This window comes from Heyndrickxia sp. FW510-T9, from assembly GCF_058781025.1.
On record NZ_JBYSWK010000047.1, the window covers coordinates 13473 to 29165 of the forward strand.

At 34.9% G+C, this 15693-nt stretch carries 14 protein-coding genes and 1 pseudogene; 12 read left to right on the forward strand and 3 right to left on the reverse strand.

The window, feature by feature from the left end; genetic code table 11:
• The first annotated feature begins 268 nt into the window (after positions 1-268).
• The 7 genes from AC3WJF_RS18465 to AC3WJF_RS18495 all read left to right on the forward strand — a co-directional run bounded on the left by AC3WJF_RS18465 (position 269) and on the right by AC3WJF_RS18495 (position 8182).
• Complete coding sequence (locus tag AC3WJF_RS18465; RefSeq protein ID WP_492454828.1) at positions 269-1858, forward strand: ATP-binding protein; 1590 nt, start codon at positions 269-271, stop codon at positions 1856-1858.
• A 33-nt stretch (positions 1859-1891) separates the two neighbouring features.
• Entirely contained in the window at positions 1892-2596 is a 705-nt protein-coding gene (locus tag AC3WJF_RS18470; RefSeq protein ID WP_492454830.1) for a response regulator, read from the forward strand.
• A 260-nt stretch (positions 2597-2856) separates the two neighbouring features.
• On the forward strand, positions 2857-4242 hold the full coding sequence (locus AC3WJF_RS18475; RefSeq protein WP_492454832.1) for a GntP family permease: 1386 nt from the start codon (positions 2857-2859) through the stop codon (positions 4240-4242).
• Positions 4243-4770: 528 nt separating this feature from the next.
• Positions 4771-5349, forward strand: coding sequence for an O-methyltransferase (locus AC3WJF_RS18480; RefSeq protein ID WP_492454834.1), 579 nt, complete (start codon positions 4771-4773; stop codon positions 5347-5349).
• Between the two features lie 168 nt (positions 5350-5517).
• Positions 5518-5718: a hypothetical protein gene (locus AC3WJF_RS18485; RefSeq protein ID WP_492454835.1), complete on the forward strand. Its 201-nt coding sequence runs from the start codon at positions 5518-5520 to the stop codon at positions 5716-5718.
• Between the two features lie 182 nt (positions 5719-5900).
• Complete coding sequence (locus tag AC3WJF_RS18490; RefSeq protein WP_492454837.1) at positions 5901-6923, forward strand: DUF2262 domain-containing protein; 1023 nt, start codon at positions 5901-5903, stop codon at positions 6921-6923.
• Positions 6924-7123: 200 nt separating this feature from the next.
• Positions 7124-8182 carry a leucine-rich repeat domain-containing protein gene (locus AC3WJF_RS18495; protein WP_492454838.1) on the forward strand — a complete coding sequence of 353 codons (1059 nt, stop codon included), beginning with the start codon at positions 7124-7126 and terminating at the stop codon, positions 8180-8182.
• 95 nt (positions 8183-8277) lie between these two features.
• Here AC3WJF_RS18495 and AC3WJF_RS18500 read toward each other — a convergent pair.
• Positions 8278-8397: pseudogene (locus AC3WJF_RS18500) on the reverse strand (integrase); the annotation flags it as partial.
• A gap of 139 nt (positions 8398-8536) precedes the next feature.
• Here AC3WJF_RS18500 and AC3WJF_RS18505 point away from each other — a divergent pair.
• The 5 genes from AC3WJF_RS18505 (at position 8537) to AC3WJF_RS18525 (ending at position 11090) form a co-directional block, all read left to right on the forward strand.
• Complete coding sequence (locus AC3WJF_RS18505) at positions 8537-8821, forward strand: hypothetical protein (protein ID WP_492454840.1); 285 nt, start codon at positions 8537-8539, stop codon at positions 8819-8821.
• A gap of 275 nt (positions 8822-9096) precedes the next feature.
• Positions 9097-9489 (forward strand): SMI1/KNR4 family protein, encoded by a 393-nt coding sequence (locus tag AC3WJF_RS18510; protein WP_492454841.1) that lies wholly within the window; start codon positions 9097-9099, stop codon positions 9487-9489.
• Between the two features lie 104 nt (positions 9490-9593).
• On the forward strand, positions 9594-10133 hold the full coding sequence (locus tag AC3WJF_RS18515; RefSeq protein ID WP_492454843.1) for a hypothetical protein: 540 nt from the start codon (positions 9594-9596) through the stop codon (positions 10131-10133).
• A 179-nt stretch (positions 10134-10312) separates the two neighbouring features.
• Positions 10313-10579 carry a hypothetical protein gene (locus tag AC3WJF_RS18520; RefSeq protein WP_492454845.1) on the forward strand — a complete coding sequence of 89 codons (267 nt, stop codon included), beginning with the start codon at positions 10313-10315 and terminating at the stop codon, positions 10577-10579.
• 82 nt (positions 10580-10661) lie between these two features.
• Complete coding sequence (locus tag AC3WJF_RS18525) at positions 10662-11090, forward strand: hypothetical protein (RefSeq protein WP_492454847.1); 429 nt, start codon at positions 10662-10664, stop codon at positions 11088-11090.
• 359 nt (positions 11091-11449) lie between these two features.
• Here AC3WJF_RS18525 and AC3WJF_RS18530 read toward each other — a convergent pair whose 3' ends face one another.
• On the reverse strand, positions 11450-11872 hold the full coding sequence (locus AC3WJF_RS18530; RefSeq protein ID WP_492454849.1) for an OsmC family protein: 423 nt from the start codon (positions 11870-11872) through the stop codon (positions 11450-11452).
• Positions 11873-12882: 1010 nt separating this feature from the next.
• A complete protein-coding gene (gene pbp4b / locus AC3WJF_RS18535) occupies positions 12883-15579 on the reverse strand; it encodes a penicillin binding protein PBP4B (protein ID WP_492454851.1) in 2697 nt (898 codons plus the stop codon).
• Positions 15580-15693: the final 114 nt, after the last annotated feature.

Genomic DNA, 15693 nt, shown 5'->3' on the forward strand with positions numbered 1-15693 from the left:
ATGAGGAAGGAAAAGGGGAACCAAAAAGCAAGATAGGTGCCCGAAACACGGGATGAGGTAGGTAAAGGGAACCAAAAAGCAGGATAGGTGCCCGAAACACGGGATGAGGTAGGAAAATGGTAACCAAAGAGCTAGATAGGTGCCCGAAACACAGGGCAAGGATGGTAAAAGGTAACCAATAAGTAAGATAGGATCTAAAAGCTACGAGAGCTCAACAGGTTTTGGTATACTTACTTATGGATGTTTTTCAAAATTGGAGTTATAAAAGATGAAATTACCTCAAAAAAAGTTAAAATTATTTACTCAGATGGTACTGCTCATTTCGATTGTAATATGTGTGACTACCATCCTTGCGGCGATATTTTTCACGAAAATAATGGACGATCTTTCAACAGAATATCTTGGTCATGAGGCAATGGCGGTTGCAAAATTGGCTGCGCATGATGAAAGGATTATTCATGCTTTTGAAAGCTCTGATCCTTCCAAGGAAATCCAACCAATAGTTGAGAAAATAAGAAAACAAACCGGAGCGAGTTATATTGTGATCGGAAACAGGAAGGGAATTCGATATTCCCACCCTAATCCAAAGTATATTGGGAAGTCGATGGGTACTAGTAATGAACCAGTATTTAAAGAGCACACATCAATTGTTTATTTTGGCGAGGGGGTCTCTGGTCCTGCTATTAAAGCCAAAACCCCCATTATCAATAAAAATGGTGAAGTTATTGGCGTTTCTTCAGTTGGATTTTTGATGGTAGATGTGAAAAGAAAAATCCTTACATATAAAGAAGAAATCCTTTGGCTAGCTTTCATTCTTTTACTCATTGGAATTACTGCGGCTTTCTTTATTGCGAAACGAATAAAGCAGAAAATGTTTGGTCTTGAACCGGAGGAAATTTCCTTCGTTTTTAAGGAAAAGGAAGCGATATTAGAATCCATTCGCGATGGAATTATTGCCGTTGATACGGAACTTAGTGTGATTACAATGAATAAAAAAGCGAGATCTTTACTTAAATTCGACCTGCCAATCAATCATTTTGTTATTCGAAATATCCGCCTAAAGAAATTGATTCAAGAAGTAATGGAAACGAAAACTGGACAATCAAATCAAAAGGTATTAATCAGCGACCAGATATTTGTAATTGATTTTTCATTAATTACACAAATGGATCAGGTAGCAGGAGTGGTCCTGACTATTCGGACGGAATTTGAAATTGAACAATTATTTGATGAGGTTTCAAAAATTAAATCCTACTCAGAAAATATGAGAGCACTCAACCATGAATTTCTTAATAAATTAAACACGATATACGGGTTATTGAGCATTGAGGAATACGATAAAGCAAGGGACCTAATTTCAGATGAAGTAAAAGAACGCCAAAGTACTATTGTATTTCTTATGTCAGCAGTTAAGGACCCGTATCTAGTAGCATGTATACTTGGTAAAATTAATAGATCCAAGGAGTTAAAAGTACATTTAGAAATTGATAAAGAAAGCAGTTTATCGAATATTTCAGAATCGATTGATACAAAAATCCTAGTAACTATTCTAGGAAATATAATCGACAATGCGATGGAAGCTGCAAAAGAAAAACATACAAGTGGTGCAACGGTAAAAGTATTCTTTACCGACATTGGCAAAGACATTGTGTTTGATATTCTAGATAATGGTGCAGGTGTAGTAGCGGAAAACCAAGAAGCAATTTTTACAGAGGGATACACAACGAAACTCGGAAAAAATCGCGGAATCGGTTTAAGCATAGTAAAGAATTCACTTAAACAATTAAACGGACAAATATACATAACGAATAGCTATTTGGGTGGTTCAAAATTTACTATTGTGATACCGAAAAAATAAAATTTCATTAGTATGTACCATGGAGGAAAGCATATGGCAGAAGCCCTCATACAAGTTTTGATCGTAGAAGACGATCCGTTGGCGGCCAAAATTTATCAACAATTCACTGAGAAGATAGATGGTTTTGACATTGTAACAATTGCAAATACCGGAAATGAAGCCCTCGCCTACTTACAAACGTTTAAGCCACAATTAATTCTGTTAGATATACATTTGCCAGATATGAATGGAATTGATTTACTAAGAGAAATAAGAATGAAATACCGAGGAATTGATATTATTCCTATCACAGCTGCTAATGATGCAGATACGATAACTGAGGCAATCCGCTTAGGGGTTTTTAGTTATTTAATTAAACCGATTGATATTAAAAAATTTTCAGAAGAGCTAGTTAGATATAAAAATTTAATGAAACAATTGCAAGAAATGAAAACAATGGATCAGCAAGAGGTTGACACATTTTTTTCTGGATTTGACCAATCTGAACATAAAAATACAGAAGAAAAACAGCTTCCAAAAGGGATTGATAAATTAACGCTAATGAGAGTCCGTGATAAACTCATGTTTAAAAAAGAGAGTATTAGTGCCGAAGAGTCGGCGGCACTTATCGGTATTTCGGATTCTACAGCAAGGAAATATTTAGAATATCTTACATCCATCGATGAAATGATGGTGGATGTTCAGTATGGATTGGTCGGTCGACCTGAACGTAAATACAAATGGAAAAAGAAGATATGAAAAGGAGATTGGTTGAAAAACTAATCTCCTTTTTACTTACAATTAATGTAAAAATTACTTTTACTATTTTAATTATAAATATTTCGATAAGATTATCATTTTTCACAATAAAATGTACGATTAATTTTGGGTACCCTAATTAGTATATTGTAAGCGCCATCAAATGAATTATTTTAAAAGAGAATTTGAAAGCGTTCTCTTCCTTTGAATGAAACACGTTTTTAATTATTTTTTTCATGATTTTAGAAGGGGTGTTATGAATGACAAGTCATGATATTTCATTACTATTAATTGCAGTATGCAGCATTTTGGTGCTAATTGTCCTTATTGTTTCAAAATCAAGGTTACATCCGCTATTAGCACTTTTAGTAGTATCGATTGGTGTTGGTATCGCATCTGGGCTTGATGTTAAAACCATTGCAAGTTCTATTGAAGAAGGGGCTGGAAACACATTAGGTGGTGTAGGACTCACAGTTGCGCTTGGAGCGATGCTTGGTAAGCTTTTGGCTGATTCAGGTGCCAGTGATCGAATTGCATCAGCGATATTAAGCCGCTCTAGTAACCGTAGCTTACCATGGTTAATGGGGATAGTAGCATTCATTATTGGAATTCCGATGTTTTTTGAAGTTGGACTGATTATTCTATTACCACTTATTTTCACCGTTGCTCGTAAACTGGAGCAGCAAGGTAATAGGAAAGGATCACCGTATATTTTAGTAGGTGTTCCTGTTATTGCAGCTCTAGCTACTATGCATGGTATGGTACCGCCGCATCCTGGCCCGCTTGTTGCAATTGCTGGGTTTAAGGCAAATCTTGGGGTAACGATGATTTTCGGACTTATATGCGCTATTCCTGCGGCAATTCTTGCAGGACCTGTATACGCTAAATTTATTGCTCCAAGATTGACGGTTCGCCCCGATCAATCGCTGCTAGATCAATATACTTCAGTAACCGATGAAAAAGATAAGAAACCACCAGTTTCTATTGTAACTGCACTGGTTGTAATTTTACTTCCGATGATCATGATGTTAAGTAGAACTTTTGCGGAGACACTATTCGCAAATACATCTAATTTTTATAAAGTGGCGGAGTTTGTGGGAGACCCTGTAATTGCCTTATTAATAGGGCTTTTGGTAGGGGTAATCTTTCTAGGTTATGCACGCGGGACAGATACGAAAAAACTGCGAGAATCTCTTGGTGCAAGCTTAAAACCGATTGCCAGCATTTTATTGATTATTGCAGGTGGAGGGGCATTCGCTAAGGTATTAGTGAATTCTCATGTTGGAGATGCAATTGTACATCTTTCTTCCGGTTTTCCGCTTTCGGCTATCGCTTTAGGTTGGCTTATTGCAGCACTTTTATCGGTAACGACTGGTTCTGCGACTGTAGGGATCGTAGGTGCAACTGGCCTTCTAGCTCCATTAATTGCAGCGGACCCAAGCATCAATAAAGATCTATTAGTAGTAGCTATTGGTTCAGGATCATTATTCTTTAACTATGCAAATCATGCAGGATTTTGGCTTGTAAAAGAATCTTTTGGTATGTCAATGGGTGAGACATTCAAGACCATTACTATCATACAATCCATTGTAGGAATCGTTGGATTAATAATGGCATTATTATTAAACTTACTGCCAATTTTTTAACTTAAGGTTGTGAATGTTTTGTTTGAGCATTTGATATTATTTTCAAATGAATAACATAAAGACATCAACAATATAAATTCAAATTATAAAAGCTAAGTATGAAACATTAAGTATTTCTGTTTTTGTGGAGAAACATATAAAATAATTTACTAATTTGCAGACCAAATCGCATATGATTTGGTCTTTTCCCTTTTCATGTTATATTGACGATTATAGGGTGATACCGTATAAATAAGCACACTAAATCACAACCAGAATAACATAATGACAATAGCCATTGTCAACGAGTTAATTACTGCGTTAATTGAGGTGCTATTTTCTATATTGGTTTTGATAAACAAAAAGTTAATTGTAATTTTATGTTAAATAATATATAGAGTTGGTGAAGGTCTGCTACATACGAACAGGATTGTTGAATAAGAGAGTCACTCTATTGTAATAGAAGTAGGTTTGTGAAAAGAGGACTTGAAAGAAATAAAAACGAATTTCAATATAGTAATAAATACATAAATGAGGTGGGTTCTTAAAATGCCAACAGCTTATCGTTCTAATACATTTATTCCTGAATTGGTTCAAGAAGCAAAGAGATTATCTAAAGAAAAAGGGTTTAGTAACTCTTGTTCTGATGAAGTAGGGAGGCTATTATCTGTCATTGTAGGACAAGTAAAGCAAGGTAATATTCTTGAAATAGGAACTGGTTTTGGGGTAGGGAGCGCGTGGATACTTTCGGCTATCACCTCATCAGTAAAGTTTATCTCAGTAGATAATTCAAAAGAAAAAATAGATACTGTCACTAACACTTTAGTTCATAACCAAGCAGAATTTTATTGTGAGGATTGGAAAGAAGTTATAACTAAAGGACCGTTTCAATTCATTTTTGCTGATGTTTCTTCAGCAAAAACATTTGAAAGAGAGTTGTTGTTCAATACTTTGAATAATGGTGGATTGTTACTTTTGGATGATTTTACTCCAGAGGAATATTTTCCGGAAGAATGGATAGGAAAACCAGATGAAGTTCGTGAATACTGGTTAAATAATAAAGCTTTACTTGCAACTGAAATTTATTTAACTTCAAGGACATCTGCAATTCTTGCTACTAAGAAATAAAAAAAGACAATTTGTGAGAAAATGCACTTCAACTAAAGAGTAGCTTTACTTCAAGATGGGATATTACAGAGATCCCATCTTTTTCTTCTTCTTCAAAAGTGGCAGCATTCTTTGAAGAAGAGGGGATCGTTGAGCCAGTGTAGAATACTTCCCTTGGAGAGCGATTTTATGAATATTAGATTCTCGTTTGTTTTAGATAAAAATGTGCCTCATGAACCAGAATACTCTGCTTATGAAAATGGTTTTATAGAAGGAGCTTTAAACATTTATGTAGATGGAAAATTGTTTTTTAATGGGAAATTTGTCAATCTTGCAGAGTTAAACGGGGTGTTTACTTCTATAAGAAGGAAGTTTTTTAATATTTGTTGAATAATTCTTTTTGTACTACACGGGCAGTTTACTAAAATAAGGTATCAGGCTCATATACCAGGATTATATAGTAATTATATAATTCGGGATTGAAAATAAAGAAGAGAAAAGTTTACATAAGTCTTCTTGTTCATTGACCCGGGAAGCAATGACTAACTATCTCTAAAAGAGGAGCACAAGTAATGTTTAATAGATTAATAAATTATCTTTCTGTACGCCTATCAAATCTAAAAAAACTTAATATTGATTTGAATAATTATTTTCCGTTAACTGTTCAAAATTTTAAGGAATATAAAGGAAAATATGAATCAAAACATGATAATTTTGGCTTTATATGCATACAAGAAAACATGAAAAGTCCAAATATGGAAGGAATAAATACAATATTACAAAACCGCACTTATATAAATGATAACGGCTCCATTTTGTTTTCTGACGAGATTGTTTTTGGAAAATTAAAGGAGAAAGTTTATGAGTATAGCCGATACAGAGACGGGAAACAAACAATTCATCCAATACCGATGGTTTATTTAGATACATATAAAAAAGGTCAATATCCAAACAATGTATTCGTATTTAAGTCTTTGAAAACTCAAATTTTTAATGGAGATGAATTACTTTGTTTGTATATAAAAAAAGTTTTTTATACTAGTTGGCGATTACAAAGAATTGAAAGAATGTACCTTATAAAGGGAGTTGGGATGGTAAAATATGAGGAAGAATCCTTCTATCCTTATAGCTTTAAACTCTCTTATAAAATATCTGAGGATTATAGTGGTTATAGAATAATTAAAAATGATTTCTTTGGGAATTTCTTATTTAACCCAAACTCAGAACACTTATCCGGAAAAGTTGAAATTGCATCAAATCATTGGGTAGATATCTATATCGCAACTAAAGAAGAAAATAAAGATGAAGCAATTCGGAATTCAGAGAGAATTTTAACTGACATTATTAAAATGGAACACTTTTTCAGAGAACAAATATCTGAAGAATTATTAGATGAACATAATGATGCATGGAACGAGGGAGAATCTATTACTTCAAAAGAATTTGCTGAAAGGATAAGACTAAATTCTATTACATTACTTGATGATGGAAAAATGGAGGCTTACTTCGATGATGGAGATCTTTTTTTTGGACACATCATTCTAGCAGGTTTGAATAATGATATGAAGCTCGAACATGTTGATATTATTGGTTAATTTAAGGTAAGTAATGTAGGCTATTCAAAGATAAGTTTGATTTAGAAATTCATTCTATTTTAAAGTGATATTTAACAAACGGGAGCTAAAGCTGTAGTTCGATTAGATTACAGCATTTTTCTTTGACTAAAGGGGAGTTGAAGAAGGACTAATAATTTCTGCTGTCGAATTTTACATAAAATATATTTTGAGGTGGAAAAATGTACAGCATTATCTCAAAAGGCAGAGTACAAATAAATGAGAAATTGACTGAAGAAGAGATAAAAAAATTAACAAATTATAAAGAATTAGAAGTGATTCAATTTCAAAGTGAAATAGAAAAGGAAACCTTTCAAAAGTTAAATGATTTCTTGTTTTCTATTCGTGATGATGTAGTCCTTCGTGTGTATGGTTTCTACAATTCAAAATGTGATTTCAATTTTCTCGAGAATCTTCCTAATCTGTCTCGCCTTTATGCAGAGTGTTATGAGAACGTGGAAAATTTAGAAGCGATAACATCTTTAAAAAAATTAAAAGAACTAAATCTAAGTATTTTTGGTCTTGAAAGCTTTGATATATTATCCAAAATTCCAGATGCAATTGAAGAGTTAGTATTAGGACAAACTAAATCAAAAAAGCCGAATTTATCCAATCTTGAAAGATTTAAAAATCTACGGCGGCTTTGTATTGTAGGTCACATCAAGAATATCGAAGTCCTTAGAAAACTTGAAAACATTCAAAAATTAACACTTACCTCAATTACAACAAAGAATATAGAGTTTTTATTACCTTTAAAAAAATTGTGGTATTTGAATATATTTTTAAGTGGTATTAACAACTTTTCAGCAATTGAAGTATTGGATAATATTAACCATTTAGAGTTATTTCAAATCAGAGGTTTAAGTGATATTTCATTTATATCAGCATTAAAAGGGCTTCGATATTTATCCCTTCAAAATCTACCAAACGTATCTGACTTGCCATCTTTGAATAACCTCAAAAGATTAAAAAAAGTTGCATTAGAAAATATGAAGGGTCTAAAAGATTTTAGCAACTTAGAACAAGCACCATCGCTGGTTGAATTCACACACTGGTCAGCAATGAATATGAATGTGGATGATTATATACCACTATTAAAAAATCCTTCATTAGAAAGGGTTTCTGTTGGATTTGGTAGTGAAAAAAGAAATATACAATTCGAAAAAGTTGCAGAACAATTTGGCAAAACTAACAAAGTTTTGTGGAATGAGTTACCTTATGAATGGTATAACATGGAATAAGACTTCATACACAAGATTGTGAAAAGATATACTTAAACTTATGGGTGCGATAGTGAAAAGGCAGCGGAGTATCCGTTGCCTTTTGCCATCCATTATTAAAAATATTTTCTATAAAACTCTCTTCTGACGTTTCTACTTAGCTGAGCATAAATCCTAGTGGTCTCGTTTTTTTCGTGTCCCAGTAAACTTTGAATAACATCAATAGGAGCTCTGTTCATATATTTCCCAAGTTCTTGATAACAAAAAAAATCTCCTCCTTTTCATATTGGAGGAATTATTGCCTCGATTGTAGAAGTGGAAACGTAAGGTATTGAACTATCGAGCCAGGTGTGTTTAATAAGGGGGAGAAAATAATTGAAGCGTTTTATATCGACAGTTTGGTCAGGTATAGCTATAAGTATAATCCTAATCATTATAGGAACCTCTATTTTTTACTTTAGAACTGAACCTATAATTTCTTATACTAAAGCAACTGCCTCTGCTGAAAAACAATTACGTCTTATTGTAGGTCCAATGAATATTCAATATATAAAAGAAATTGGGTCGTCAAACATATCTGAAATGGTATATAGAGGATGGGCTGTTATCAATAAAACGAATTTATGTAGTTATTGTAAATTTAACAATGAATTCAAATGACTCACTACCGTCAATAGATTTCGAATTCCTAATTAATGCAAAAAATGGCAACGCTTTTTCAGCATTGGAATATACAGTATCAGAAAACCATATGTACAATCCACCTTTTTGAATAAAGGTCATTGTTTAAGTAACGGGGGCTTATGTTAAAGAAGAGATGGCTACGGCGGTCCCGATTTTTTTACGGTGCTAACGGGAAAGTATAGTGAAAGAAGGAATTATCAAATCGAAATGCGAATTGTTATTTTATACATAAAAAAAAGTGGGGAAACGGTATGATTAATACATATGGATTAGCATTGAAGCCTTCAATCGAGGAGAATAAGGTTAAAGTGGTAGAGACTGAACTTAGAGTTACATTTCCCAATGATTATATCAAATTTATTTCAAACTCAAATGGTGCTGAAGGAAGTATAGGTGAAAATTATTTAATCTTATGGTCAATTGAGGACATTATTGAATTAAATGAAGCTTATGGTGTTAATGATTTTGCTGAAGGGTTAGTTCTATTCGGATCAGATGGAGGAGACACTGCATTTGCCTTCGATACAAGAAAGAATGAAACACAAATTATTACTGTTCCACTTATAGGGATGGACCTTAGTGAAATTACAACATGTTCAAACACATTTAATGGTTTCTTACAATACCTTTTAAATACCAATTAATATAAAATCCTTTTGGTTGACTAAGTAGATATTTGCAAGGGTTTCCGAAGAGAGCTAGTGAGTGCTGGATTTTTGTAGAATAAAGATATGAGGGGGATTGGTTTATGGTAATTAAGAATAAAAAAATTCTTTTTGTTGTTTTGGTATTCATAGTAATTATTTTAATAACATTTATCTTAAACGCTACGAAGAGAGAGTATGGTAATGATGAAGAATCCATCTTAAAGGTGATCAGATCAATTGACGGATATAACTCTCAATCTATAAAAATATTAGAAATTAAGGATATAAAAAATGAACGGGTTGCTCCATTTTTAATAAATAATAATCCTGGTTATATTCAGTTTACCAAGAATAAAAGAGGAAACTATGAATGGAAATATATTGAGAAGAGTGAAAATCAGTCTTTTGCTTCGTACCTGGTCAATCTTCAAGGTGAGGAGTTACCTAATTTAAAGTTTTTGTTCGTGACAAATGAAGATAATGAGATTGCAAAAGTAGAATTAGACGTTAACGGTCAAGTCTTTAAAAAGGAAATTAAAGTACACGAAAATTCAGTAGCGTGGATCGATTTACCTAAACTTAAATCTGCGGAATATAAATATAAGTATTATGATGAAAATGGAAAATTAATCGAAGAATAGAAAATGGTTTATATGCTCTATAAGTTTGTGAATTGCTGTACTTAAAGTAACGGGGGCATTCTTTTAATAAGGGATGTACTTTTCTTATTGAAGTAAAGGAAGGCTAGTTTAATAAGCAATTGGTAAAATGCGCTACCATTTTTAATGGGTAAATGATAAATAAAATAGGTGATATCCAATTGGAAGTTTATTCAATAACTAATCTTGATGAATTAAAAGACTTATATTTTCACGATGATGAACTACAAAATATAGTGGTTAATGATATGAAAAAAGAAATACGATTCCACCTTATAAAAACAGGATCGGAAATTGGTATTGCCAACGTGCGAATTCGTATGCTAATTGCAATGTGGATTGGTGTGCTAAAAATGGTTAGAAGGTTTTTGGATATTTATGTTGAAATTAATAGAGAACTTATTCAACAAACGGTGCAGGTCAGGTGAAGAAGATCCATAGATTAAAAAGAAAACTATATGGATTTAATCATATTTCTAGAACGATTAATGCTTAGGGGGAATAACATTAATGAGAAAGGATTTCAAAAAACTTAATACGATTGCTCTAATAGTAATTTGGGCTTTGTATTGTATTTCGTTAATGCTACCGGCTTTAACAACAGCTAGCGGGGATAAATTTGGCGGATTTTATATTTTGTTAATAGGTTGGTTAGGCTTACCGGGGATGATGTCTGCTTATAGTTGGATTGCAAACCTGTTTTTCATTTACATTTCGGTTCAAACTTTTGAAGGAAAAAAAACTGGCATTAGTCATTTATTTATGTTATTACTGGCTATAAAAGCATTTTTTCCAATGGTAATGATGCTAGATGAGGCAGGACATACATCCATTGTTACGGAACATAACCTTGGCTTTTATTTTTGGGTGTCGGCAATAATGTTATTATCTACTTTGGTATTTATTAATCGGATTTTGTGTAGAAATAGAAATAATTGAAATTAATTTTATTCTGGTAGATTTTTAAGTACGCAGAAACTTATAGATATAGATGGATAATCTGCTTATGTACAACAATTCACTAATATAAAAAAAGCTCAGGGCATAATGTTCTGAGCTTTTCTCACGCTAATTTTACTGCTAATGTACCTGCTAATTCTAGTGCGTATTTTTGTGTGAAAAGCACTGCTAATTCGAATGTTGTACTTCAAAACCGAAACCGTTATTTGATGAAGCATAGCTCTTTTCTTGTTTATTAAAATGTAAAGTTAGTCGAGAACTTATGGCTTCACCATAGTTCCATTGGTTAATATGATCTATTGGATATAGATGTGTATATACTTTCCTTTCCAACCTATTTAAATGCCTTTTGTTTCCACGCCATTAATGGAGTAACTTACATGAATCGTTGCGCTTAATGAATGGGCTACTGAACAATATTTATCTACCGAAAGCTGGATGGCACGAACGACCTTCTCTTCAGGAAGGTCTCCTTCTAATGAATAGTGGATGTGAATTTCTGTGAATTTTTTTGGGTGATCGTCTGCCCGCTGACCTTCTACATCCATGTGAAATTTAGTAGGGTTTAATCGCATTTTTGTCAAAATAGAGATAATATCAATTCCTGTACAGCCTGTTACTGCATTAAGGAGTAATTCAGTTGGTCTTGCTCCACTATTTGATCCCCCATCTTCTTCGGCAGCATCCATTTTTATTTCATGACCGGATGGTGTTATACTCGAAAATGCCATTTTACTATTCCAATCTAACTTGATCTTCATTGTTTTGTACCTCCTAATTTTTCTATATAAATATATGTAGTCATTATCATTTTAGTTTAATGCATCTTTTAATGTTTCCAGTTATCTGGATTATAAACTGAAAGTGCATAAAAAGAAAACACTGCCGTTTTGGAAAAATCATTTGTGTTTTAATCGGTAAGGAAAGTGACTTCGGGAAAATATATCTAAAAACAGGGTGAACCTGTTTTTAGAAAAAAATTCGTAAAGATTGAAATCATTATCTTTCTAATCTATTTTTTAATTACATAAAAAATTATTATGGAAACAGATTGAAAAGTTAAGTCAATATAAAGGTATACATGATAATTATTGTTTGTAATATTCAATAATCCAATAGCAGAAAAAGTTATACTGATAACATTGATGATCAAGCAAAATTCATTGAGGATTCACTTTCTTTTCATGTTTATTAGCTATGTTATTAAGAAAATACTATCTCCTTATGGTACATATATTGACTTTTAAAGATTTACGAAAGAGAGAGATAAAAAGTTTAGATGGCTTTTTCTTATTCGACTAACGAGGTAGTTAGTTCAAGAAAGGAACGCGGAACAATCAGACTAGATCCAATCACCTGAAAATTCGGAGGACATGGAAACCGGAAGATTAGGAGGGGGGAAGCTAAGAAAGTCAACAACGAAAAGGAATTCATTTCACTTATACAAATCAATAAATGGATGATGGATATCTTAAAAATAACAAAAATACTCAATCTGCCGGCTTGTAGGTTTGTGAAGGTTTTGTCTGTCTAAAAATCTGGGATGTACTGCATGATTTTCCCGAAAGAAATCCTTTTTTTTAGAGATTCAAAGGAATTGAAGGATAGGCTGCAAATCTATGAAGAACGGATTAGAAAGAAGGATTGAACCTCCATTTGGGGAAAAGTTAAGATTAAAAAGACTCACAAACGAATACAGTGTAAATAACTTATCTCTACTAACGAAAAATAAACCGCTGCGGCCTACTACCGAGCGGTTTATTATTACCTATTAATCCATCAACGCATCCATCAAAATATCAATCTCATTGCTCAATGCCCGCTTAGCCTCGGCCGTAATCTGATCTTTCAATCCTTGATTCTCAAGATGTTTCAAGAAATCCTCCGCACTCTTGATGGCCTGCGGACGGTGCCCTTTGCTGTATTGATCTTGTGACTGCTTCAAACTGTTGGTAAGCTGAACTTTTAATGAGCCATTCAAATCCCCTGTAGACGAATATTTTTCAATCAATTTGCCAATTGCATCGTAAACTTCGGGAACCGATACAGTCATTGCCCCAGAAGGAGCGGTCGCTGCCGATTCACCGACACTATTTACGGCTGTAACTTTATAAAAATATTCCGTTCCAGGGTGCAGGCCTGTGTCACTGAAAGAATTGGCCGTAACCGGAGAAACATTTATTTTCTCATAGAATCCATCCGACGAAGTTGAACGGTAGACATTGTAGCTGACTGCTCCATTAACGCTTTCCCAATTCAAGTCGATTGTTCTTGTTCCGGTTGCTTTTGCTGACACCGAAGTTGGGGCATCAGGACTGTATTGCACTTTTTTATAATTTAAAGCATTGTAAACGAGTCCGGAAATAGGTGCTAAATCGGCGACCGGATAATTCGAACCAGCAAAACCGTTAGGCGGGCTAACAACCGGTGAGTGCCTTAAATTGGTCAGGATGGTGATTGTCATATGATAAACCGGATCAATAACCGTCAACGTTCCGGTCCAGCCTTGGTGGCCATACGTGCTGCGGCTTGGTCCCCAGTTAAAATAATAGTAGGCAGAGGAGCTCTTTGAATGAACACGCCATCCCAAGCCAATCGTTGACGAATCGACTTTATTCGGATCGGGATCATATGGAGTTGTAAATTCGTCAGCCACTTCTTTTGTGAAAAATTGTGTTCCATTATATATTCCGCCGTTTAGCATCAGCTGCGTCAATACGCCCATGTCGCCAACTGTGGAGAAGAGCCCGGCATGACCGGATACCCCGCCCATCGAATAAAAAGCCTTCTCATCGTGGACTTCCCCTTGCAACGTATATTTGCGGATATTCACTGGAGTACCGTCCTCCATTTGTCCGAAGCTAATATTGCCGTCTCTCGTGTTGCCGTTTAATTCTGTTGCGGCAATCTGCGATTTAGAAAAGCCTTTTTGGAGCGGATTGAAAACGGTGTGAGTTAAACCGAGTTTTTGGTAAATATTTTTTTCAACATACTGATCCAATGGCATTCCCGTAATTTGCTCGACCAGCAAGCCTAGAATCATAAAGTCGACATCGCTGTAAGCAAAAGTGGTCCGTGGTGTGTACATCAACGGGGTTTTGCAAATGATATCAATGATTCCGGCACGGTTCGTAGGGTCATTGTTTTGATACCAAAGGGCTCCGGCAGAAGTTTTATTCGGGTATTCCGGGTCGGGAATCAATCCGCCGTAGTGGTGGAGAATATCCCAGATGGTGACAGTTTCTTTTCCGGTGTGCGGCGTTTTATCGAGGCCGCCGGATCCGCCGAGTGTCCACTTTCCGGTATAGACCGTGTAGCTGTCGCGATAATTTTCCCAACCTGGGAATGAACTAAGCGGCTGATCCAAATCAAGCTTGCCTTCAGAGACCAATTGCTGAATCGCATAGTTGGTTGCATACATTTTCGTATTCGAAGCTAAATCGTATAATGAGTTGACCGTTGCCGGTTCCCATTTCGATTGCGGCAGCAGCTGCGCCGGTTGATATTGCCCGTCTACAAGCGGTGTATCGTACTTTTTCAAATAACCATATGCCGATTCTTTGACAATTTTACCGTCCTTCACGACGATGACGGCTGCAGATGGAAAGCCATCCTGGACCTGCTTGTTAATATAGTCATCAATTTCCGCAAGCTTTTCCGAGGAAAAACCAACTTCTTCCGGAGTTTTGGCATAGGATAATTGGTCATAGGCAACGTCTTGCTGCTTCATCAAAAACACCTGCCCATCCTTCGCGAGAGAGCCTACCTGAAACAATCTTTCAATGTAGCCAACTGACAAATAGTATTTTCCATTTTGCTTGAACCCATCGAGATCGTTAAAAACTAGATCCGTGTATGCGTTCAGCATATTGCTTGTCACATTGGCGCCGATTCGGTTAGTATTCACGTTGATTTCAAAATAGTCGCGGTCATGGTAAATTGTTAAAATCTCAGCGGTTCCAACTGCAGCTCCATCAAATTTATACGTATTCTTTCCGTATTTATACGTCAGATTTAAAAGATCTTTTAAATCCTCTACGGCTGCATATGCCTTATTGTCTTTCTTCAGAATGATGGATGGATCAATCAACTGCGGATCATTGTATACACGAGGGTCGCCGTCAAGCAGCCAGATTTCGGCAGTGCCGTTCTTCAGTCTTACATACCGTTTATCTTGCGGAAATTTGCTGTCTTCTTTTGCCACAAGGCCTATGTAAGCATTGTCATCGGTGTCGGGGAAAGTAAAAGTCATTTTGAGTCCATAGTCATCCGTTGTTTTTTCGGAAACGGTTCCTTGAGCATTGGAGCTGAATGGTAACGCTTCCAAATTCCCTTTATAAATGCCGGTCTTGTTGTGGTAGTGAACAATCAGCTGGGTGCTGGTCTTGGCAAAACTTGTAGACGCGGGGAGCATGGACAACAGCAAAACAATTATGGTGAGCAGTGAAAAATAGCCTTTCCTTTTCAAGTAGCATTCCTCCTTTTAAAATATTTAAAGCTTATAGATTAATTTTACGTAACATAATTTTATAAATAAAGGGAATATTCTAACATTAAATATCCAATTAATTGTAAAATATTG

Bases quoted from the DNA above. Each gene is read 5' to 3' on its own strand.
- AC3WJF_RS18530 (WP_492454849.1), bottom strand. From the start codon at position 11,872: ATGAAGATCAAGTTAGATTGGAATAGTAAAATGGCATTTTCGAGTATA.
- AC3WJF_RS18465 (WP_492454828.1), top strand. From the start codon at position 269: ATGAAATTACCTCAAAAAAAGTTAAAATTATTTACTCAGATGGTACTG.
- AC3WJF_RS18485 (WP_492454835.1), top strand. From the start codon at position 5,518: ATGAATATTAGATTCTCGTTTGTTTTAGATAAAAATGTGCCTCATGAA.
- AC3WJF_RS18495 (WP_492454838.1), top strand. From the start codon at position 7,124: ATGTACAGCATTATCTCAAAAGGCAGAGTACAAATAAATGAGAAATTG.
- AC3WJF_RS18515 (WP_492454843.1), top strand. From the start codon at position 9,594: ATGGTAATTAAGAATAAAAAAATTCTTTTTGTTGTTTTGGTATTCATA.
- AC3WJF_RS18470 (WP_492454830.1), top strand. From the start codon at position 1,892: ATGGCAGAAGCCCTCATACAAGTTTTGATCGTAGAAGACGATCCGTTG.
- AC3WJF_RS18480 (WP_492454834.1), top strand. From the start codon at position 4,771: ATGCCAACAGCTTATCGTTCTAATACATTTATTCCTGAATTGGTTCAA.
- AC3WJF_RS18475 (WP_492454832.1), top strand. From the start codon at position 2,857: ATGACAAGTCATGATATTTCATTACTATTAATTGCAGTATGCAGCATT.
- AC3WJF_RS18490 (WP_492454837.1), top strand. From the start codon at position 5,901: ATGTTTAATAGATTAATAAATTATCTTTCTGTACGCCTATCAAATCTA.
- AC3WJF_RS18525 (WP_492454847.1), top strand. From the start codon at position 10,662: ATGAGAAAGGATTTCAAAAAACTTAATACGATTGCTCTAATAGTAATT.
- AC3WJF_RS18510 (WP_492454841.1), top strand. From the start codon at position 9,097: ATGATTAATACATATGGATTAGCATTGAAGCCTTCAATCGAGGAGAAT.